Below are 19557 nucleotides of genomic sequence, written 5' to 3'. Positions count from 1 at the left end.
CCTAAAATAAATAAGTACGTCATCGCCGCGACGAGTGCGCTTCCCGAAACTACTATGATGTTTTAGGCCAGCCAAAAACTATGAGCGACGAACGACGGCACTACGAGGTGGTCGTGGTCGGCGGCGGTCCCGCCGGATGCTCCGCGGGCGTCTTCACCGCCCGGTACGGCCTCGACACCGTCGTCTTCGACCGGGGGAACTCCTCGCTGCGTCGGTGCGCGTATCTGGAGAACTACCCCGGCTTCCCCGCCGGTATCGAAATCGACGCGTTCTACGAGTTGCTGCACGCCCACGTCGAGGAGGCCGGGTGCGAACTCCGCGCGGAGATGGTCGAGTCGGTGACCCGCGAGGAGGGGGCGTTCGTCGTCGAGACGCAGGAGGGCGGAACCGTCACCGCCGACCGAGTCGTCGCCGCGGCGCGGTACGACGGGTCGTACCTGCGTGCGATGGACGAGGAGGCGATGACGACGACGACGGAACACCTCGGCGAGACGAGAGAGCGGTTCGACCCCGACTACGCGGACGCCGACGGGCGGACGCCGATAGACGGCCTCTACGTCGCCGCGCCCGCCGGCGAGGCGAACGCGCAGGCGATACTCTCGGCCGGTCACGGCGCGCGTATCGCCCGGAACCTCATCGCGGACGTGCGCCGCGAGGCGGGGTACCCCGAGGAACTCGCCGCCCACTGGGACTGGGTCCGCCCCGAGGCCGAACGCGCCGAGGAGTGGGCCTCCCGCGACCGGTGGCGCGAGTGGTTCGACGACCGAGTGCCCGACGACCACCCCCTCGACGGCGACGAACTGGCCGACCTCCGAGAGGCGGAGGTCGAACGCAGGTTGGGCGCGTACGTCCCCGACGACGACATCGACCGCCGGGCCGAACGCGGGTACGACCGACTCCTCGAACGGATCCCCGACGACCGAATCGAGGCGTACCTCCGCGGGCGAACCCGCGCGGGCGACGCCGATGCCGACGACTGACCGTCTCCGACGGTCGCGACTCCCTCGACGGGCGGTCCCCCTCGAACGCTTCGGCCCGCCGCCGCTTTCGGCCCTCCACTCTCCCCGCTGACTTCTCTCCTCTCACTCCGGTACCGGGCGTCCTCGACGGTCACTCCTCGGCGGCGTCCGCCTCCCAGCCCTCGGTGTAGATGTGGTCCTCCTCGACGCCCGCCGATTCGAGGAGGTCGCGCGTCTCGACGACCATCGCGGGGACGCCGCAGACGTAGAAGTCGGTGCCGTCCAGACCGACCGTCTCCTCCAGTGCGTCCGGCAGGTGGTCCTGCACGTGCCCCGTCCGGCCGTTCCACCCCTCGTCGTCGGCGCGCGAGAGGACGTACTCGGCGGAGACGTTCCCGTGTTCCGCCCGGAGTTGGTCGATGCTCTCGCGGAAGATGACGTGCGACTGGCCGCGTTCGCCGAACACGAGGTGGGCGTCCCCCCTCCCCTCGGCGGCGTACTGCTTGAACATCGGGTAGAGGGGCGTGATTCCCGTGCCCGTCGCGACGAACGCGGCGTCGCGGTCGAAGTCGCGGACGTAGAGGTTGCCGTCCACCGGTTCTATCTCTATCTCGTCGCCCGGCGTTCGGTCGTGCATGAAGACGGAGGCGTTCCCGTCGTCGTAGCGCTTTATCGCGAGGACCATCTCGTTCGTCCCCGGGAGGGTGGCGGCCGTGTACGGCCGCGTCCCCTCCTCGTCGTCGCTCTCGAAGTGGACCGCCGTGTGCTGGCCCGGTCGGTAGTCGAACGTGTGGTCGTCGGCGACGAGTCGGAACTGTCGCACGTCCGGCGTCATCCGGTGGACGTCCGCGACGGTGACGGTAATCGACATAGGCGGGCTTCGAAGAGATGTCAAAAATGCGTGGTGGCGGCGCGGTCGTCGAGAGGCGATTCGCGGCGGTTCACCCGCCCGACTCGCGGGCGCCCATCGCCTGCGTGATGTGCGTGAAGGTGACTAATCCGAGTCCGCCGACGAGGTTCCCCGCGGTGACGAGAGCCGTCGTCTCCGCCAGTTTGACGAGGCCGATGGGCGCGCCGAACAGCATGCCGAAGACGACGTGCAGCATCGTGACGACGACGTGGTCGAACGGCCCGAGCGTCAGGAGGACGCCGACGATGTAGGCCATCGCGATGCGGCTTCCGACGCTGTTGACAGCTTCGAGGAGGAACGAGAGCAGGACGACGAGTGCGCCGCCGACGATGGCCGCCGCGAACTCCGTTATCGCCGGGCGGTGAACGAACTCCGTTGCGAACGTGCGCAGGGCGTGGACGGCCCCCTTCGGCAACACGCCGTGGACGGAGAAGATGTACGCCATGAGGACGCCGCCGACGAGGTTGACCGCGAAGGTGACCGACCACAGGCGGAGGAGCTTCGAGACCATCCACGAGTCGGCGTCCACCGCCTTCGCCACCGGGTCGTAGAAGTTCTCGTTGAACAGTTCCGCCCGGCCGACGACGAGGAAGACGAGGCTCACGCCGAACGCGAGTGCGCCGGCGATGGTGGCTATCTTTCCGAACTGCGGTTCGACGAACGCGTGGACGATACCGAGGGCGACGATGCCGAACACGACGGTGAATCCGGCGATGAAACTGGTCGAGACGAGTTCGAGCATCGGCTGGTCGAGGCGGCGTTCGCCCTCCTCGACCGCCCTCTCGAATATCTCCGACGGGTCGGGCGCGACGGGCACTTTTCGACTGTCTCCCGACACGATGAAAAGCGACGTGGCCAGCGTCCGCGGGAAGGGACGAAGGGCGCGTTCGACGCCGGCGCGTCCGGGGCGGTGCTCAGTCGTCGCTCGGAATCTCGGCGTCGCTTATCGAGACGTCCGGTCGGAATACGAGGGTCGGGTCGAGTTCGTCGAGCGTCTCGCCGCGGCGGACGCGGTCCGGCCAGTCGTGGTTCGCGAGGGCGGCGGTGCCCTGCGTCACGATGTCCGCCCCGTCGGCCAGCGCCTCGCGCGCCTTCTCGGGGTCGCCGAGGCCGCCGTTCGCGAACACGACGGTGTCGCCGTGTCGGACGGCCAGTTCGGTGAGCGTCGGCCCCTCGTCGCCGAACGCCGGTTCGGTCACCTCGGGTTCGGTGACGTGAAGGTAGTCCGCGCCGGCGTCGGTGAACGCCTCGAAGACCGCCTCCGCGGTCGCCTCCCCGTCGGGCCACGTCCGTTCCTCGTCCGTGACCGCGCCCTGAGATACGCGGACGCCGACGACGAACTCCTCTGGGGTCGCGTCGCGAATCGCCGCGACGACTTCGGCCGGGAAGCGCGCCCGCGCCTCGGGGCTGCCGCCGTACTCGTCGTCGCGTTCGTTCACGAGGGGGTCGACGAACTCGTGGAGCAGGTAGCCGTTGGCGGCGTGGACCTCGACGCCGTCGAACCCGGCTTCGACCGCACGCTCGGCGGACTCGACGAAGCCCGTCTTCACCTCGGCCAGTCCGCCGTCGTCCAGCGCCTCGGCCTCGGGGAACTCCCCGGACCCGCCGTACACCTCCGCCATCTCGCCCGGCGCGCGGTACGGCGACGGGGCCACGAGGCCCTCGCCGTAGCGGCTGCCCTGCCCCTGCGCGCCGGCGTGCATGACCTGCGCGAAGATGGGGCTCCCCTCCTCGTGGACCGCATCGACGACCTGCGACCACGACGCCGCCTGCTCGTCGGTCGCGAGACCAGGCTGGTTGTGGTACCCCTGACTGTGGGCCGTGTCGGGGTGGACGCCCTCGGTGACGAGCACGGAGAACCCGCCGCGGGCGAACGAGGCGTAGTAGTCGGCCATCCGTTCGGTCGCGCACCCCTCGTCCGTCGCGCTCGTCCGCGTCATTGGCGCAAGGCCGACGCGGTTGTCGAGGGAGAGTCCCTTCCACTCGAACGGCTCGAAGAGCGGGTCGTCTGTCATGGTTCGAGGTTGTCGCCGTCCGGACTAAAGCCGCAGGCGCGGATGTGCGCTCCACGCACGACACGTCTGGTATCGCACGGCACGCGCACGGAGAACCCCGACGTGCGCCTTCTCCCGAACGTCGGAAAAGCGGCAAAAGTTATTTGATAATTGGTACCGAATGTCATAATGCGCCGGCGCTTCCGGCGCGACGCGGTGACGACCGAACCTTCCAACCATGCGAATCGGAATCGAAATCGAGTGTTGGCTCGTCGACACCGACGGCCACCTCCGTCCGGCCGACGAGGTGATAGCCGCCTGCGAGGGGGTCGACTCCGAGATGGTGACCCCGTTGTTGGAGGTGAAGACGCCTCCCTGCGATTCGCTCTCGGAACTGGCTGCCGTCCTCGGGGACCGACTCGGGCGCGTCCGCGAGGAGGCGCGGGTGCGCGACAAGCGCCTCGTGCCGTTGGGCACGCCGTTGAGCGACGAGCGACTTCCGCGGCGGACGAGCTCACGAATCGACGTCCAACGCGCCGTCCTCGGCGACGACTTCGGCCACGCCGGGTACTGCGCGGGCACCCACCTGCACTTCGAGCAGACGAGCGTCGCCGACCAACTCCGCGTCCTCACGGCGTTAGACCCGGCGTTCGCCCTCGTGAACACCGCGCCCTACTACCGCCGTCGTCGGGTCACCGCGTGCGCTCGACCGCACGCGTACCGGCGACTGTGCTACCGGTCCTTCCCCGAGTACGGCCAGCTGTGGCGGTACCCCGAGTCGGCCGCCGAGTGGCGAGGGCGAGTCGAGAGGCGGTTCGACGCCTTCGTCGAGGCCGCCGCGGAGCGCGGAATCGACCCCGAGACCGTCGAGTCAGAGTTTTCGCCCTGCGACGCGGTCTGGGCCCCGGTCTGTCTCCGGGACGACCTCGGAACCGTGGAGTGGCGGACGCCCGACGCCGCCTCTCCGCTTGAACTCTGCCGTCTCGCCGCCGACGCGACGCGAATCGTCGAAACCGCCGTCGAGGACGGCACCCGTATCGGCGACGGTGGAGACGACGGTGCGCTGTCGCTCCCGCCGTTCGAGCGGCTTCGAGGGCACGTCGATGCGGCGATCGAACGCGGACTCGCGGCACCGCGCGTCGAGCGACACCTCTCTCGGATGGGCTTCGAGTCCGAGGAGTACCGGCCGTTCGGGGCGGAAATCGACGGGCGAAGACGGCTCGACGCCGACGGGGCGAGGCGGCTCCGCCGCCGGGCCGCGGACCGTCTCGAACGCGACATCGAACGCCTGCGCGAGACGACGGCACCTCGGGCGGAACTGTCCCGAGGGTGAGTACTGCTCGGCGGGCGTGACGCGCCCGTCCGGCGGGGCGTCCGCGGCGAATCAAAAGTACCATGGAACCGCGACGCACAGGGGACCTTACTTAGGTGTTTCACGTGACCGAGAAACGCGAATACGGAGACGACTATCCCGACAAGACGCTGTACATCCCCGGTCCGACCGAGGTGCGCGAGGACGTCGTCGAGGCGATGTGCGAACCGATGTTCGGCCACCGCATGGACCGGATGACGGACCTCTACACCACCATCGTCGAGGACACGAAGGAGTTCCTCGGCACCGACAACGACGCGATAATCCTCACGGGGTCGGGCACGGAGTTCATGGAGAGTTCCGTCCTCAACCTCGTCGACGAGAACGTCCTCGTGACGACCTGCGGGAGTTTCAGCGAGCGTCAGGCCAACGTCGCGGAGCGGTTGGGGAAGAACGTCGATACGCTGGAGTACGAGTGGGGACGGGCGGTCAAGCCCGAAGACGTCCGCGAAACGCTCGAAGGGAGCGACACCGACTACGACGTCGTCACCTGCGTGATGAACGAGTCCTCGACGGGCGTCCGCAACCCGATAGAGGAGATCGGCGACGTGGTCGCGGAGTACCCGGACACCTACTTCGTCGTGGACGCGGTGTCGTCTCTGGGCGGCGACTACGTCGATATCGACGCCCACGGCATCGACGTCGTCTTCACGTCGGTCCAGAAGGCGTTCGCCATGCCGCCCGGCCTCGCCGTCTGCATCGTGAGCGAGGACGCCTACGAGCGAGAAGTCGAGAAGGAGTCGGCGTCGTGGTACGGCGGGTTCCAGCGCTCGCTCGACTACTACGACCGGAAGGGACAGACCCACTCCACGCCCGCGATTCCCATCATGCTGGCCTACCGAAAGCAGATGAAGCACATGCTCGACGAGGGCCACGAGGCGCGCGACGAACGCCACCGCGAGATGGCCGAGTACACCCGCCGGTGGGCGCGCGAGCACTTCGACATGTTCCCCGAGGAGGGCTACGAGTCCCAGACGGTGAGCTGCATCGAGAACACGCGGGAAATCGACGTCGCCGCGACCATCGAAGAGGTCTCCGAGGAGTACGACATGGTGTTCTCGAACGGGTACGGGTCGGCGCTCGGCGAGAAGACGTTCCGCATCGGCCACATGGGCGAACACGACGTCGAGTCGATTCGGGCCCTGACCGACGCCATCGAAGACGTCGCTGGGCTCTGATTCGGGTCGAGCGTATCGAACGTCGCCCGTAGTGCGACCGGGCGAACGTCGACCGGTGGACTCGGCGACACCGAATCCGACCGCACCGTTTCTCGGTCAGTCCTCCCCGAACGCGTCCGCGATGTCGTCGGCCACGTCCGCGATGGCGGTGCGGGCCCGGTCCACCTCGCGCATCGTCATGAACCCGTGGACCATGTCGTCGTAGTTCTCGTAGCGCGTGGGGACGCCGTCGCGGACGAGTTGTTCGGCGTACGCCTTCCCGCCGTCGCGGAGCGGGTCGAATCCGGCGGTGACGACCGTCGCGGGGGCGACGCCGGAGACGTCGGCGGCGTTCGTCGGGTCGGCGTACGGGTTCCGTCTGTGGATATCGCTCACGTAGTAACAGCGCTCGAACCACTCCATGTCCGCTCTATCGAGGACGACGCCGGCGTGCTCTCGGACGGACTGCTGATCCTCCTCGACGCCGACGGCGGGGTAGAGGAGCGTCTGGTGGGAAATCTGCGGGCCGTCGCGCTCGGCGGCCACGAGGGCGGCGACGGCGGCGAGGTTTCCGCCCGCGGAGTCACCCGCCACTGCTATCTCCCTGGTCCCGCGGACGGCGTCCGGGTTCGCGGCCGCCCACTCGACGGCGGCGTAGGCGTCTTCCACGGCCGCGGGGAAGGGGTGTTCGGGGGCGAGTCGGTACTCGACCGAGAGGACGGCGCAGCCGCTCTCTCGCGTGAGATGCCGGCAGAGCCAGTCGTGCGTGCCGATACTTCCGAGGACGAACCCGCCGCCGTGGAAGAACACCACCGTGGGGTGCGGTCCGTCCGCGTCCGGGAGATAGAGGCGGGCGTCGAGTTCGCCGGCGGGACCCGGAATCGTTCGGTCGGCGGTCGCACCGACGCTCGGCGGGTTCCGGTTCCGCATCCGCGTGACCGCGCGGGTGACGAGTCGGAGGAGCTTCAACCCGCGGCGACTGTGCGGAAGCGGGAACCGGTCTTGGCGTTCGACCGCCGCCTTCGCCTGCGGGTCGATGTCGTCGGCGTGCATCACCGAGAGTTTGGGTAATCGACACTAAACCGCTTGTGCTCCGCGGAGTCGATGCGCTGTCGTCGTACAGAAATGTCGCCCGAGACACTAACGGCCGGCATCATCCCGAGGCGGCGCGCCGCGTCAGCCGGGAAACCCTCGTGTCAGGCGGTCCGTCTTTCGGGCGCGGACGTTCCACTCCGCCGGCGACTGCCGCCGTCGGCGGAGTCGTCGCCAGAGGCGACTCGGATATGTCGCGCACCCGGGTTCTCCGTTTCCTCATCGCTCCCTCGTGGGACTACTCGGAACGGGGACTAAGGTGCGCACGAGGACGTAGGGGGTCGAACCACAAGGGGGTTCCGACTCGACGGTTCCGCCGGGGTTCCGACGGTTCAGACGGTGTACTCCGACTCCTTCAGTTGGACGTACTTCCCATTTCGGTACTTGAACTTCGTCTTCTTGTACGTCGTGACGAGGCGGGCGGCGTTGAATCCCGCGCCGATTTTCGAGGTTTTGAACAGCTCCGGCCCCGACTCCACCTGCAGTTTCTTCGCCGTCGAGAACGCCCAGTCCCAGTCGTCCGGGCCGTAGTCGCGGACGACGTCGGCGAAGGAGACGTTGCGCAGGACTTCCTCGCCGATGGCGTCCTTCCAGCGAGCGTTGTACGGCGTCAGGTCGCCCTCGGCGGCGAGTTCGCCGGCGATAGCGCCCGTCCGGACGGCGACGTGGTCCCCGCCCTCGTGGAACGCCGAGGTTGCGCCCATCGCGCCGCCGACGACGGCGATGCCGACCTTCGCGGGCGAGTCGATGGGTCGCGTCGAGGAGATTGCGTACGTCTCCGTCCCCTTCGTCTTCCCGCGGTCCTCGACGAGGGGGAAGTCCCCCTCTATGTCGTACTCATCGCCGTACTCCTGTTCGAGGAGGCGGCGGATGTACTCTCTCCCCTGCGGGATTCGCTCGTCGTCGTCGCGGAGGAGAGCGTACTTCTCTCTGTCTTCTATCTCGTCGATGTCTAAGCCGATGGGCATCGTCAGGCCGATCCGGGCGACGGTGCCGTCGTTCGGGAAGATCCACGGGTAGGCGGTGTGACCGGGCATGTACCCCCACCAGAACTTGATGGCGCTCGACACCTCGTCGTACACCTCCTCGGGGAGGCGTCTGTGCTCCTGGTAGGCGATGTGGTTGACCTTCGTCGTCGCCAGTCGGTCCGTGATGTCGAACGGGACGAACCGGTCGAGAACCTTGTTCGTCACCGTCCGTTGGGGGCCGTCCGCGAGGACGACGAAGTCGGCGGCGATATCCTCGCCCGAGGCGAGGCGGACGACGTGGCGCGGGCCGTCGCCGTCGGGGTCGGTCTCCACGTCGCGGACGGACGCCTTCACGCGGTACGTCGCGCCCGCCTCCTCGGCCCTGTCGCGCATCCAGTCGTCGAATCTCGCGCGGTGGAAACAGTAGCCGAACTCGTCGTACGACGACTCGATGCCCGTCTTCCGCAGGACGATGGACTCGGTGGGGCCGACGAACTCCGCGCGGTCGAGATGGCTGAGGAGTACGTCGTCGGGCATCTCGTCGGGGTGGATGCCCATGATGTCCACCCAGTAGTCGAGGATTCCCGCCGCGTCCGTCGAGTCGGGGCCGAGTCGGTCGGGCCGGTCGGCCCGGGGAACCCCCTTCTCCAGCACCACCGCCGACGCGCCCCTCGACGCCGCGGCGTGCGCGGCGGACGACCCTGCGGGCCCACCGCCGACGATGGCTACGTCGAATCGCTCCATACCGCGTACCGAACCCTGCGGCGATAATAAACCCCCTGAACTGGCACGCGTACTGACCGGTTCGCCCCGGCGACGGGCCGGCGGTCGGCGCGTTCGACGAGGGGTCGGTCCGACGGGCGGTCGGTCCGACGGGCGGTCGGTTCGGCGAGGGGTGAGTTCGAGAGGCGGCGGACGCCGTTCGCTCGGGGTGAACATTTACCACCCCTCCCGGAGCGTATCCTACCCGATGAGCGACGCCGACATCGTCGTCTTACGGCAGAAGATTCACGGACTGTCCGCCGAGGGGTACGCCGAGGAACTCCGCGCGCGACTCCCCGAGAAGAACGTCGTCCTCGCGCGCACCCCCGCCGAGGAGCGCGAACTCCTGCGCGAGACGCCGGTGGCGACGGGACTCTCCCTCGACGAGGACGCCCTCGCGGCGGCGGAGAACCTGCGCATGTTCGCGTGCGTCTACGCCGGGACGGGCCACCTCCCGACGGACGTCCTTGAAGAACGCGGCGTCGCGGTCACCAACGCCTCCGGCGTCCACGGCCCCAACATCGGAGAACACGTCGTCGGGGCCATCCTCTCGTTCACGCGCCGGTTCCACGTCGCGTGGCGGCAACAGCAACGACGCCAGTGGCGGTCGTTCCAGACCCGCGAGTTGCAGGGTTCGACGGTGACCGTCGTCGGACTCGGCGCACTCGGGCGGGCCACCGTGGAGCGACTCGGCTCCTTCGGCGTTGAGACCATCGGCGTGCGCTACTCGCCGGAGAAGGGCGGCCCGACGGACGAGGTGGTCGGCCTCGAAGACGAACGGGGGTTCCACGACGCCCTCGCCCGAAGCGACTACCTCGTCGTCGCCTGCCCCCTGACGGAGACGACGCGCGGACTCGTGGACGCCGACGCCCTCCGGTCGATGCCGCCGGACGCCGTCCTCGTCAACGTCGGGCGCGGGCCCGTCGTGGACACCGACGCCCTCTTGGACGCACTCCGGTCGAACGCCATCCGCGGCGCGGCACTCGACGTGACCGACCCCGAACCCCTGCCGGAGGACCACGAACTGTGGAACTTCGAGAACGTCCTCATCACGCCCCACAACGCGGGCCACACGCCGAAGTACTGGGAGCGTTTGGCCGGCATCGTCGCGCGCAACGTCGAACGCGCCGACGAGACGGGGGAGTTCGAAGAGTTGGAGAATCAGGTGATATAGCGTCGAACGCCCGCTATCGGTCGTCCGTGCGGCCGACACCGGGACGGAGTCGTCCGAGGTTACCGTTCGTCGGGCGGAAGTTCCACGTGTTCGAACCAGAATCTCTCGACAGCTTCCGCGAGTGTGACGAACTCGTCGGGGTCCGTGGGTTTGGTGAGGTACGCGTTAGCGCTGGCGTCGTAGCACCGTCCGACGTCCTCGCCGTCCCCCGACCCCGTGAGCATGATCACCGGAAGCAGTCGGAGTCGAGGGTCGCCCCTGATGGATTCGACGACCGCACAGCCGTCTGTTCTCGGCAGATTCAGGTCCACGAGGGCGATGTCCGGAAGCGTACGGGATTCGTCGGTGACCCGCTTCCGCAACCGGTCGATAGCGTCGTCCCCGTTGGTGACGGGCCGCAACGTCGTCTCGCTCCCCGCGGCTTTGAACGCCTCCCGTATGAGGCGGACGTCGCCGGGGTTGTCTTCGACGAGGAGAATTTCGACCCGGTCGTCGGGACTGCGCTGGTGGGCGTTGGACATGGTGTGGGTGCGGCGAGTGCGAATCCTGTGAATGCGCCCGTGACCGGTACGCGACCGTTCCGCCGTCAGATTTCCCGTCCGCCGAGGGAGGCGCACAGTGCGAAGTCTCTCGCTACGGACAGGACGCGCCGAGCGGGGATAAGAGGTCCTTTAACTCGAATCCTAACAGGTCTCGGCGACTGAACGTCGTCCGCCGATTCGCCGGCGACGCCCCGGGCGCGAAGACTGCCCGGAGGCGGCGGGCGCTTAGAGGTAGCCCTCTTCCACGAGGAGTTCACCGTTGAGGACCGAGGCGCCGGCCGCGCCGCGAATCGTGTTGTGCGCGAGGCAGTTGTACTTCAGGCCGCCCGCCGTCGTTTGGATGCCGCCCGCCGAAATCTGCATGCCGTCGCCGCGTTCGCGGTCCATGCGGGGTTGCGGGCGACCGGGGTCCTCGAAGACGTGGATGAGTTGCTCCGGCGAACTGTGGAGGTCCACGCTCGGGTACTCGCGCATCGCCTCGGCGGCCTCCTCGGGCGAGACGTCCTCGGCCGTCTCCGCGAAGACGTTCTCCAAGTGGCCGTCGAGCGTCGGGATGCGGTTACACGAGGCGGCGACGTCCATCTCGTGGAGGTGCAGCTCCGCGCCGTCGAAGTCGCCGAGGAGTTTCCGGGATTCCGTCTCCATCTTGTCCTCCTCGCCGCCGATATGCGGGATGGCGTTGTCGATAATCTCCATCGACGTGACGCCGGAGTAGCCCGCGCCGGAGACGGCCTGCAGCGTCGAGACGTGGACGTTCTCCAGACCGAACCGGTCGAGAGCGGCCAGCGTCGGCACCATCGTGATGGTCGAGCAGTTCGGGTTCTTCACGAGTGCGCCGTCCCACCCGCGTTCGTCGCGTTGCACCTCGATGAGTTCGAGGTGGCCCGGGTTCACCTCGGGGATGGTGAGGGGAACGTCGGGTGCCATCCGGTCGTTCGAGGAGTTCGAGGAGACGACGTACCCCTCCTCTAAGAAGCCCGGTTCGACGTTCGCAGCGACGCCCGACGGGAGCGAGGAGAACAGCAGGTCCACGTCGTCCGGCACCGCCTCCGGCGTCGTCTCCGTGACGGTCATCTCCGCCACGTCATCGGGAATCGGCGTGTTGACGCGCCACTTCGCCGCCTCCCGGTACGTCTTGCCCGCGCTCGATTCGCTCGCGGTCAGGGCCGCGAGTTCGAACGTCGGGTGGTCTTCGAGTAGTTGTATGAATCGCTGTCCGACCGCCCCGGTCGCGCCGAGAATTCCGACTCGTACTGCCATTGGCGTGAGGTTCCGTACCACGGCCATAAGGCCGTTTGGATTCGGGACGTATTTCACGAACGTTCAGAACGGTCGGCGGTCGGCGGCCGAATCAGGACGTTCGTCCACCCGCCCCCGCGCGGAGGTTCGACGAGCGTCGAACCCCGCTACGTGATGAACCGATAGAATGAGGTGCCGCGTTACTGAATACGTCCGTAAATGTTCAGTAAGGTTCTCGTCGCCAACCGAGGGGAGATAGCCGTCCGCGTGATGCGGGCCTGTGAGGAGTTGGGCATCCGGACCGTCGCCATCTACAGCGACGCCGACAAGCACAGCGGACACGTCCGGTACGCCGACGAGGCCTACAACGTCGGCCCCGCCCGCGCGGCGGACTCCTACCTCGACCACGAGGCGGTCATCGACGCCGCGCGGAAGGCCGGCGCGGACGCCATCCACCCGGGGTACGGCTTCCTCGCGGAGAACGCCGAGTTCGCCCGCAAGGTCGAGGAGACGGACATCAAGTGGGTCGGCCCCTCCGCGGACGCAATGGAACGACTGGGGGAGAAGACGAAGGCGCGCGCCCTGATGCAGGAGGCGGACGTGCCCGTCGTCCCCGGAACCACCGAACCCGTCGAGTCCGTCGAGGAGGTAAAGGAGATCGCCGAGGAGTTCGGCTACCCCGTCGCCATCAAGGCGGAGGGCGGCGGCGGCGGCCGCGGCCTGAAGGTCGTCCGAAGCGAGGCGGAGGCCGAAGAGCAGTTGGAGACGGCCAAGCGCGAGGGCGAGGCGTACTTCGACAACGCCTCCGTCTACGTCGAGAAGTACCTCGAATCGCCGCGGCACATCGAGGTGCAGATTCTCGCGGACGAACACGGCAACGTCCGCCACCTCGGCGAACGCGACTGCTCGCTTCAGCGTCGCCACCAGAAGGTCGTCGAGGAGGCCCCCTCGCCCGCCTTGGACGAGGACCTCCGGGAGCGAATCGGCGAGGCGGCGCGCCGCGGCGTCCGCGAGGCCGAGTACTACAACGCCGGGACGGTGGAGTTCCTCGTCGAGGACGGCGAGTTCTACTTCATGGAGGTCAACACCCGCATCCAGGTCGAACACACCGTCACCGAACAGGTGACGGGCATCGACGTGGTGAAGTGGCAACTGCGCGTCGCTGCCGGCGAGGAACTCGACTTCGAACAGGACGACGTGGAGATAGAGGGCCACTCCATCGAGTTCCGCATCAACGCCGAGAAGGCGGACAAGGACTTCGCGCCCGCGACCGGTGGCACCCTCGACACGTACGACCCGCCGGGCGGCATCGGCGTCCGCATCGACGACGCCCTGCGGCAGGGCGACGAACTCGTCACGGACTACGACTCGATGATAGCCAAACTCATCGTCACCGCCTCGGACCGCGAGGAGTGCCTCGCGCGGTCCGAACGCGCCCTCGCGGAGTACGACATCGAGGGCATCGAGACCATCATCCCGTTCCACCGCCTCATGCTCACCGACGAGGCGTTCCGCGCGGGCGAGCACACGACGAAGTACCTCGACGAGGAGTTGGACAAAGAGCGAATCGCGCAGGCCGTCGAGAAGTGGGGCCCCGAGGAGAGGGGCGGCGACGACGAAGACGAGGAGGTGACCGAACGCGAGTTCACCGTCGAGGTCAACGGCAAGCGCTTCGAGGTGAGCCTCGAAGAACGCGGCGCGCCCGCCATCCCGACGCCGGACGTGAGCGCCGCGAACGGCGGGTCGGCCACCCGTTCGCGCCCCGACGAGGCGACGAGCGACGACGACGAGGAGGTCGCGATCGAGGGCGACGGCGAGCAGATCGCCGCCGAGATGCAGGGCACCATCCTCTCGGTTGACGTCGCGGAGGGCGACGACGTCGCCGCGGGCGACGTCGTCTGCGTCCTGGAGGCGATGAAGATGGAGAACGACGTGGTCGCCGAACGCGGCGGCACCGTCTCGCAGGTCCTCGTGAGCGAAGGCGAGAGCGTCGACATGGGCGACCCCCTCGTCGTCCTCGAATAGGCGGTCGGGCCTCGATTTCAGTCTAGTTCTTTCACCACTTTCGCCGGGTTCCCCCGCACGACGACGCTCTCGGGCACGTCCTCGGCGACCACCGCGCCGGAGGCCACCACCGCGTCGTCGCCTATCGTCACGCCGGGATTGACCACCGCGCGCCCGCCGAACCACACCCTGTCGCCGACGGTGACGGGCTTGCCGTACTCCCGGCCCGATGTGCGCCGTTCCGCGTCCAACGGGTGCGTGGCGGCGTAGACGTGGACGCCCGGGCCGAGCATGCAGTCGTCGCCGAACTCGATTTCGCGGACGTCCAAGAACACGCAGTCGAAGTTCGCGTAGAAGTCGTCGCCGACGGAGACGTTGTACCCGTAGTCGCACTTCAGCGTCGGTTCGACAGTGGGGTTCTCGCCGACGGACCCGAACAGCTCTCGGAGCAGTCGCTCGCGTTCCTCGTCGTCGTCCGCGCCCGTCGCGTTGTAGCGGTCGGTGAGTCGGCGGGCCTCGCGCCGTTCGGCGGCGAGCGTCTCGTCCGCGGGGTCGTACATCTCGCCCGCGAGCATCTTCTCCTTCTCGGAGGGCATCGTACCCTCCACCCACGGCGGACGCGGAGATAGGTCTGGCGGAGCGGCGACCCTCCCCCGCCGGGCGGCCGACCCGAACCCCCGATATTCATTCCGTTGTGCCCGCATCCCCGCGTATGAACGAGACGCGACGCGCCCTCCTCGACGCCCTCTCGGACGGACCGGTCGCCGGGCCGGAACTCGCGGACCGACTCGGCGTCTCCCGCGCGGCGGTGTGGAAACAGGTCGAAGCCCTCCGAGAAGACGGATTCGGCGTCGAGAGCGGCGACGACGGCTACCGCGTGACCGACGTGCCCGAGTACGGAGAGTCTGCCATCGCGTTCGGTCTGGACGCCCCCTTCGAGGTGGAGTACCACGACTCGCTGGACAGCTCGAACGACCGAGGCCGGGAACTCGCCGTCGAAGGGGCGTCGGACGTCGTCGTCGTCGCCGACGAACAGACCGGCAGCCGGGGCCGCCTCAAACGCGAGTGGACCGCGCCCTCGGGCGGCGTCTGGATGAGCCTCGTCCTCCGGCCGGACCGACCGCCCGCGCACGTCCCGGCGTTCACGCTGGCGGCAGCGGTGGCGACGACGCGGGCGGCCCGCGAGGCGGGCGTGGACGCCCACATCAAGTGGCCGAACGACGTTCTCGTCGGGGCGGGAGACGACCCAGACGACGACGCGGAGGCAGCGCGCCGCGGCGGTCGGAAACTCGCGGGCATCCTCACGGAGATGGAGGGGGAGGCCGACCGCGTCTCGTGGTTGGTCGTCGGCATCGGCGTGAACGCGAACGTCGATGCGGCCGACCTCCCGCCGGGCGCGACGAGCATCCGCGAGGAGGCGGGCGACGTGGACCGCCGCGCGTTCGTCCAGCGCCTCCTAGAGGAGTTCCATTCGCTTCGAGAGGACACGGAGGCCGTCCTCCCGGCGTGGCGCGAGTACGCTTCGACGCTCGGGCGTCGAGTGCGCGTCGAGACGCCCGGCGGGACGGTGGAAGGGGAGGCCGTGGACGTGCGGTTCCCGGGCGCGTTGGTCGTCCGAACCGACGACGGCGAGGAAGTCGTCCACGCGGGCGACTGCGAGCACCTCCGCTCGGCGTGACTCGAACTCCGACTCGGACCGCCCTCCGGCGCGGGGTCAGTCGGCTTCGGCGCCCGGTCCGGACTCGGATTCGCGTTCGCCGTCGGCCCCGACGGGTTCCTCCTCGGTCGTCCGGGTCCGACTCGGAGTCGCCGCTTTCTCGTCGTCCTCGCCCGCGTCGGGGCCGACTCTGACGGTGAGGACGGGGACGTTCGAGGCGCGGATGACCTTCTCGGCGACGCTTCCGAGGAGGAGTCTGTCGAGTCCGCCGCGCCCGTGGGTGCCCATCACGACGAGGTCACACCCCTCGCGTTCGGCGTACTCGACTATCTCTCGGCTCGGAGACCCTTCGATGACGCTCGTCTCGACGGGGACGCCGGCGTCCGTCGCGACGCGTTTCACCTCGCTCACCGCCTCCTCGGCGTCCGCGCGGAGCATCTCGTCTAACCCCTCCCACGACGACTCCATCGGAAGCCCGGCGAAACTTCCGCTGTTGACGACGTAGAGTGCGTGGACGGCGGCCCCGTGGACGTCCGCGAGACGGACGGCGTGTTCGACCACTCGGTCCGACCCCTCCGAACCGTCCGTCGGGACGAGTATCCGCTCGTACATCACCATTGTTAACTCGCATCACAGTCGGTCGTTCACGGTCTTAACTGTTCGCGTTGACGGGTTTCGAAACGAAGGAGACGGGAGGGCGTCGGTTAGAGAACCACGTCTTTCACGTCGTCGGTACCGGCGCGTCGGACGACGGCGCGGACGACGTCCTGCGCGCCGGCGAGGTTGTCAGAGTCGCCGTCCAAGACGAGGAGTTTCGCCTCCCGGCCGGGTTCGATGCGCCCGTAGTCGAGTCCGGCGATCTCCGCGCCGTTGACCGTCGCCATCTGCAGTACCTCTCGCGCGGACACGTCGCCCAACTTCGCGGCGAACTCCATCTCGCGGAACATCGACGGCGAGTTCAGCATCACGTTGTCCGTCCCGAGGGCGACGGTGGTTCGGTCCACGAGTTCGCGCATCGGCGGGACGCCCACGTCGGTCACGAGGTTCGACCGCGGACAGACGACGACGGGGATTTCGCTGTCCTCGATGCGTTCCAGGTGGAGAGGGTCGGGGTGGACCACGTGGACGAGGAAGTCGGGGTCCAAATCGAGTGCGGGGTCGACGTCGTGAGAGTCGCGTTCGCCCGCGTGGATGCCGAACAGTTTGCCCGCCTCGCGCGTCGCGTTCCGGTGGCGTTCGAAGTCGCCGTCCCGCGCGCCCGACGCGCCGAATCCGTCGGCCTCCCGCATCGCGTCGACCGTTTCCCGCCCCAACACCACGGGATCGACGTCGAGTCCGGCCGTCGCCTCCCGGATGAGTTCGACGCCCTCGACGCCGCCCTCGCGGAACTCGACGCACGTCGCCGTCCCCGAGGACTCCATGAAGCGAAGCGACCGGCGCATCGCTTCTCTCTTCTCCTCGCGACTCGCCTGCCGCAGGAGGCGGTGCTTCAGGCCGTCCGGCGGCGCGACGAGTTCGTCCAGGGAGAGTCCCGCGCCAGCCTCCTTGGCTATCGAGTCGCCGATGTGCGTGTGCGCGTTGACGAAGGCGGGCAGGACGATGTCGTCGGAGTCGACGTCCGCCTCCTCGACGGCGGTGATTCGGCCGTCCTCGACGACGACCCGGCCCTGCACCGGTTCGAGCGTTCGCCCGCGTAAGAGTGTCCCCTCTACGATCATGCCCGAATCTCCCGCGGGGAGACGCTTGAAACTCCCGAATCGAGGACCCTCCCGTCGCCTCTGAGAGGGCGTCTCCCCCCGGGACGCCCCCGACGCGGCGGCCGGTGACGACTGCGGTCCCGAGTTCGAGGACGTTACTCCGCGAACTCGTCCAACGTCGCGTGGACGCCGTGGCGGACGTCGGAGACGAGAGCGCCGTCGATGTCGAGGCCCAACACGTCCGCCGCCGCGCGCCCGACGGCGTCCGTCTCGTCGCTGGGGGCGTACACGCCGAGTCGCCACTGCTGTCGTTGGGCGGTCCGCAACGCGGAGACGAGGGGGGACTGCTTGCCGAGTTGCCGCATCTCGCCGCCGACCATCACCCGCGTCGTCGATTCGGTCATCGACGGGCGGCCGGGCACGTCCGCGATGACCGACCCCCACTCGACGCCCGCGCGGTCCGCGATTCGGCGTTCGAGCGCTTCTATCTCCTCGTAGTCCGCGTCGATGACTCGGTCGGGAACGTCGGCCATCTCGGCCCACACCGCGCGCTTGAACAGGTCGCGGCAGTCGAGTCGGCGGGCGAACGCTTCCGTCTCGGGCGTCGTCCGAAGGGCCGTTATCAGGTCGGGGTCGTCCATCCGGCGGAGTTGCTCGGCCGTCAGGTCCGGTTGTTCGAGCAGTCGTTCCGACGCGCGGCGCAGCATCGCCTTCGAGATGCGGGCGACGTGGTGCTGGTAGACGGTCGGGTTCATCAGCGCGCGCGCCAGAAGCAGGCTCTCGGCCGTCTGGACGTTCCCCTCGTCTAAGACGAGTTCGCCGTCCACGAACGTCAGTTCCCGGACGAGTCGTTCGGTGTCGATCGTGCCGTAGGGGACGCCCGTGTGGTGGGCGTCGCGGACGAGGTAGTCCATCCGGTCCACGTCGAGTTCGCCGGAGACGAGTTGGCCGTACTGGCCGTCGCCCGCGACGAGTTCCGCAACCCGCGCGGGGTCGAGACCCTCCGCTCTGAGCACGTCGCCGACTTCGCCCGTCGCGAGGAGTTCGCCCACGTCGTCGTGGTACTTGCCGGTGTGGCGGTGCGTGACCGACTCGATGTTGTGGCTGTAGGGGCCGTGGCCGACGTCGTGGAGGAGGGCCGCCGCGCGGACGCGTTCGCCCAAGATGCCGTCGATGCCGAGGTGGTCGAGGGCGCGGGAGGCGAGGTGGTAGACGCCCAAGGAGTGCTCGAAGCGCGTGTGGTTCGCCGACGGGTACACCAACTGCACTGTCCCCAACTGCTTGATGCGGCGGAGTCGTTGCACCTCCTCGGTGTCCAAAAGCGCCTCCGCGACGCCCTCGACCTCGATGTGGTCGTGGACGCTGTCTTTGATGGTCGTCATACCGGAGATTCGACCGCCATCTGATAAAAGGCTCAGGGCGAGAGTGTCGAGTTCGAAAAAAGGCGTTCGGTCGAAGGCAGACGTCTTACGCCGTGGTCCGGGTCGCGTCGTCCCTGCGGCCGCCGTGGAGGTAGCCGCCGATCGCGCCGCCGATCGCGCCGGGGATGGCCGCGATGGCGACGGCGACGAGGAGGGCGATACCCGCGCCCAGACCGAAGACGCCGGCGCCCAACGTGCCGATGAAGGTCAGGATGACTGCGACGACGAGAGCGCCGATGACGGTGGCGACGCCGCCGTGGAGGGCGTCGCTCCCGAGCGTCCAGTTGTTGACGTACCCGGCGACTGCGCCGGCGATGAGGCCGGTGACGCCCGCGCCGATGGCGGGGAGAGTCGCGTCTGTGAAGGGGAGGCCGAGTCCGCTGACGAGGCCGATGATAATGCTGGCGAGGAATCCGTAGAGTACTGCTTTCCAGTTCATGTAACTTATAAAGGCGTCTCAGGGGATAACCTCTCTGTGCCTACCCCCGGAACGTCAGGGATAACGGTCCGTTTCGCCGGACGGTGACCATCGGCGGCGGAGGCGTCGGACGGACCGCCGGACGAACCGGCCGCCGAAGGAACTTTCAAACCGACGGTCACCGTACCGCG

Annotated in this window: 18 protein-coding genes; 6 read left to right on the top strand and 12 right to left on the bottom strand. The window is 68.3% G+C overall.

What is annotated here, in order from left to right; all coding sequences use genetic code 11:
- Positions 1-80: 80 nt before the first annotated feature.
- Positions 81-980, top strand: coding sequence for an FAD-dependent oxidoreductase (locus ACFQEV_RS06430; protein ID WP_379693808.1), 900 nt, complete (start codon positions 81-83; stop codon positions 978-980).
- A 130-nt stretch (positions 981-1110) separates the two neighbouring features.
- Here ACFQEV_RS06430 and ACFQEV_RS06425 read toward each other — a convergent pair whose 3' ends face one another.
- The 3 genes from ACFQEV_RS06425 to ACFQEV_RS06415 all read right to left on the bottom strand — a co-directional run bounded on the left by ACFQEV_RS06425 (position 1111) and on the right by ACFQEV_RS06415 (position 3884).
- Entirely contained in the window at positions 1111-1830 is a 720-nt protein-coding gene (locus ACFQEV_RS06425) for a ferredoxin--NADP reductase (protein WP_379693806.1), read from the bottom strand.
- Positions 1831-1900: 70 nt separating this feature from the next.
- Positions 1901-2686 (bottom strand): formate/nitrite transporter family protein, encoded by a 786-nt coding sequence (locus ACFQEV_RS06420; protein WP_379693804.1) that lies wholly within the window; start codon positions 2684-2686, stop codon positions 1901-1903.
- A 97-nt stretch (positions 2687-2783) separates the two neighbouring features.
- Positions 2784-3884, bottom strand: a complete 1101-nt coding sequence (locus ACFQEV_RS06415) for an oxidoreductase (protein ID WP_379693801.1) — start codon at positions 3882-3884, stop codon at positions 2784-2786.
- 217 nt (positions 3885-4101) lie between these two features.
- On the opposite strand from ACFQEV_RS06415, the gene ACFQEV_RS06410 reads away from it, so the two are divergent.
- On the top strand, positions 4102-5196 hold the full coding sequence (locus ACFQEV_RS06410) for a glutamate-cysteine ligase family protein (protein WP_379693798.1): 1095 nt from the start codon (positions 4102-4104) through the stop codon (positions 5194-5196).
- Positions 5197-5300: 104 nt separating this feature from the next.
- On the top strand, positions 5301-6413 hold the full coding sequence (locus tag ACFQEV_RS06405; protein ID WP_379693796.1) for a pyridoxal-phosphate-dependent aminotransferase family protein: 1113 nt from the start codon (positions 5301-5303) through the stop codon (positions 6411-6413).
- A 96-nt stretch (positions 6414-6509) separates the two neighbouring features.
- Here ACFQEV_RS06405 and ACFQEV_RS06400 read toward each other — a convergent pair whose 3' ends face one another.
- The gene (locus tag ACFQEV_RS06400; RefSeq protein ID WP_379693794.1) at positions 6510-7445 is read right to left on the bottom strand and encodes an alpha/beta hydrolase; all 936 of its coding nucleotides are present in this window, start codon (positions 7443-7445) and stop codon (positions 6510-6512) included.
- Between the two features lie 371 nt (positions 7446-7816).
- On the bottom strand, positions 7817-9196 hold the full coding sequence (locus ACFQEV_RS06395; protein WP_379693792.1) for an NAD(P)/FAD-dependent oxidoreductase: 1380 nt from the start codon (positions 9194-9196) through the stop codon (positions 7817-7819).
- Positions 9197-9422: 226 nt separating this feature from the next.
- Here ACFQEV_RS06395 and ACFQEV_RS06390 point away from each other — a divergent pair, with 226 nt between their 5' ends.
- Positions 9423-10388 carry a D-2-hydroxyacid dehydrogenase gene (locus ACFQEV_RS06390; protein WP_379693790.1) on the top strand — a complete coding sequence of 322 codons (966 nt, stop codon included), beginning with the start codon at positions 9423-9425 and terminating at the stop codon, positions 10386-10388.
- Positions 10389-10447: 59 nt separating this feature from the next.
- On the opposite strand, the gene ACFQEV_RS06385 is transcribed toward ACFQEV_RS06390, so the two are convergent.
- Together ACFQEV_RS06385 and asd are read right to left on the bottom strand one after the other, a co-directional pair.
- Entirely contained in the window at positions 10448-10909 is a 462-nt protein-coding gene (locus ACFQEV_RS06385) for a response regulator (protein ID WP_379693788.1), read from the bottom strand.
- A 246-nt stretch (positions 10910-11155) separates the two neighbouring features.
- Positions 11156-12190: an aspartate-semialdehyde dehydrogenase gene (gene asd, locus ACFQEV_RS06380; RefSeq protein ID WP_379693786.1), complete on the bottom strand. Its 1035-nt coding sequence runs from the start codon at positions 12188-12190 to the stop codon at positions 11156-11158.
- 198 nt (positions 12191-12388) lie between these two features.
- Between asd and pccA the strand changes: the two genes are divergently transcribed.
- Positions 12389-14194, top strand: coding sequence for a propionyl-CoA carboxylase biotin carboxylase/biotin-carboxyl carrier subunit (gene pccA, locus ACFQEV_RS06375; RefSeq protein WP_379693784.1), 1806 nt, complete (start codon positions 12389-12391; stop codon positions 14192-14194).
- Positions 14195-14211: 17 nt separating this feature from the next.
- Here pccA and ACFQEV_RS06370 read toward each other — a convergent pair whose 3' ends face one another.
- A complete protein-coding gene (locus ACFQEV_RS06370) occupies positions 14212-14769 on the bottom strand; it encodes a maltose acetyltransferase domain-containing protein (RefSeq protein ID WP_379693781.1) in 558 nt (185 codons plus the stop codon).
- A gap of 116 nt (positions 14770-14885) precedes the next feature.
- Here ACFQEV_RS06370 and ACFQEV_RS06365 point away from each other — a divergent pair, with 116 nt between their 5' ends.
- Positions 14886-15851 (top strand): biotin--[acetyl-CoA-carboxylase] ligase, encoded by a 966-nt coding sequence (locus ACFQEV_RS06365; protein ID WP_379693779.1) that lies wholly within the window; start codon positions 14886-14888, stop codon positions 15849-15851.
- Positions 15852-15887: 36 nt separating this feature from the next.
- On the opposite strand, the gene ACFQEV_RS06360 is transcribed toward ACFQEV_RS06365, so the two are convergent.
- The 4 genes from ACFQEV_RS06360 to ACFQEV_RS06345 all read right to left on the bottom strand — a co-directional run bounded on the left by ACFQEV_RS06360 (position 15888) and on the right by ACFQEV_RS06345 (position 19387).
- On the bottom strand, positions 15888-16448 hold the full coding sequence (locus ACFQEV_RS06360) for a universal stress protein (protein ID WP_379693777.1): 561 nt from the start codon (positions 16446-16448) through the stop codon (positions 15888-15890).
- A gap of 86 nt (positions 16449-16534) precedes the next feature.
- Complete coding sequence (locus ACFQEV_RS06355; protein WP_379693775.1) at positions 16535-17548, bottom strand: amidohydrolase family protein; 1014 nt, start codon at positions 17546-17548, stop codon at positions 16535-16537.
- 134 nt (positions 17549-17682) lie between these two features.
- Positions 17683-18909: an HD domain-containing protein gene (locus tag ACFQEV_RS06350; RefSeq protein ID WP_379693773.1), complete on the bottom strand. Its 1227-nt coding sequence runs from the start codon at positions 18907-18909 to the stop codon at positions 17683-17685.
- Between the two features lie 85 nt (positions 18910-18994).
- Entirely contained in the window at positions 18995-19387 is a 393-nt protein-coding gene (locus ACFQEV_RS06345) for a DUF5518 domain-containing protein (protein WP_379693771.1), read from the bottom strand.
- Between the last annotated feature and the right edge of the window lie 170 nt (positions 19388-19557).

This window comes from Halopelagius fulvigenes, from assembly GCF_042662625.1.
GTDB lineage: Archaea > Halobacteriota > Halobacteria > Halobacteriales > Haloferacaceae > Halopelagius > Halopelagius fulvigenes.
This window is presented reverse-complemented; position numbering and strand designations above follow the sequence as displayed.

What these genes read in the sequence shown, in the direction of transcription:
- ACFQEV_RS06360 (WP_379693777.1), bottom strand. Translation starts at nt 16,448, where the DNA reads ATGGTGATGTACGAGCGGATACTCGTCCCGACGGACGGTTCGGAGGGG.
- ACFQEV_RS06390 (WP_379693790.1), top strand. Translation starts at nt 9,423, where the DNA reads ATGAGCGACGCCGACATCGTCGTCTTACGGCAGAAGATTCACGGACTG.
- ACFQEV_RS06355 (WP_379693775.1), bottom strand. Translation starts at nt 17,548, where the DNA reads ATGATCGTAGAGGGGACACTCTTACGCGGGCGAACGCTCGAACCGGTG.
- pccA (WP_379693784.1), top strand. Translation starts at nt 12,389, where the DNA reads ATGTTCAGTAAGGTTCTCGTCGCCAACCGAGGGGAGATAGCCGTCCGC.
- ACFQEV_RS06345 (WP_379693771.1), bottom strand. Translation starts at nt 19,387, where the DNA reads ATGAACTGGAAAGCAGTACTCTACGGATTCCTCGCCAGCATTATCATC.
- ACFQEV_RS06365 (WP_379693779.1), top strand. Translation starts at nt 14,886, where the DNA reads ATGAACGAGACGCGACGCGCCCTCCTCGACGCCCTCTCGGACGGACCG.
- ACFQEV_RS06430 (WP_379693808.1), top strand. Translation starts at nt 81, where the DNA reads ATGAGCGACGAACGACGGCACTACGAGGTGGTCGTGGTCGGCGGCGGT.
- ACFQEV_RS06425 (WP_379693806.1), bottom strand. Translation starts at nt 1,830, where the DNA reads ATGTCGATTACCGTCACCGTCGCGGACGTCCACCGGATGACGCCGGAC.
- ACFQEV_RS06400 (WP_379693794.1), bottom strand. Translation starts at nt 7,445, where the DNA reads ATGCACGCCGACGACATCGACCCGCAGGCGAAGGCGGCGGTCGAACGC.
- ACFQEV_RS06385 (WP_379693788.1), bottom strand. Translation starts at nt 10,909, where the DNA reads ATGTCCAACGCCCACCAGCGCAGTCCCGACGACCGGGTCGAAATTCTC.
- asd (WP_379693786.1), bottom strand. Translation starts at nt 12,190, where the DNA reads ATGGCAGTACGAGTCGGAATTCTCGGCGCGACCGGGGCGGTCGGACAG.
- ACFQEV_RS06410 (WP_379693798.1), top strand. Translation starts at nt 4,102, where the DNA reads ATGCGAATCGGAATCGAAATCGAGTGTTGGCTCGTCGACACCGACGGC.
- ACFQEV_RS06395 (WP_379693792.1), bottom strand. Translation starts at nt 9,196, where the DNA reads ATGGAGCGATTCGACGTAGCCATCGTCGGCGGTGGGCCCGCAGGGTCG.
- ACFQEV_RS06370 (WP_379693781.1), bottom strand. Translation starts at nt 14,769, where the DNA reads ATGCCCTCCGAGAAGGAGAAGATGCTCGCGGGCGAGATGTACGACCCC.
- ACFQEV_RS06350 (WP_379693773.1), bottom strand. Translation starts at nt 18,909, where the DNA reads ATGACGACCATCAAAGACAGCGTCCACGACCACATCGAGGTCGAGGGC.
- ACFQEV_RS06415 (WP_379693801.1), bottom strand. Translation starts at nt 3,884, where the DNA reads ATGACAGACGACCCGCTCTTCGAGCCGTTCGAGTGGAAGGGACTCTCC.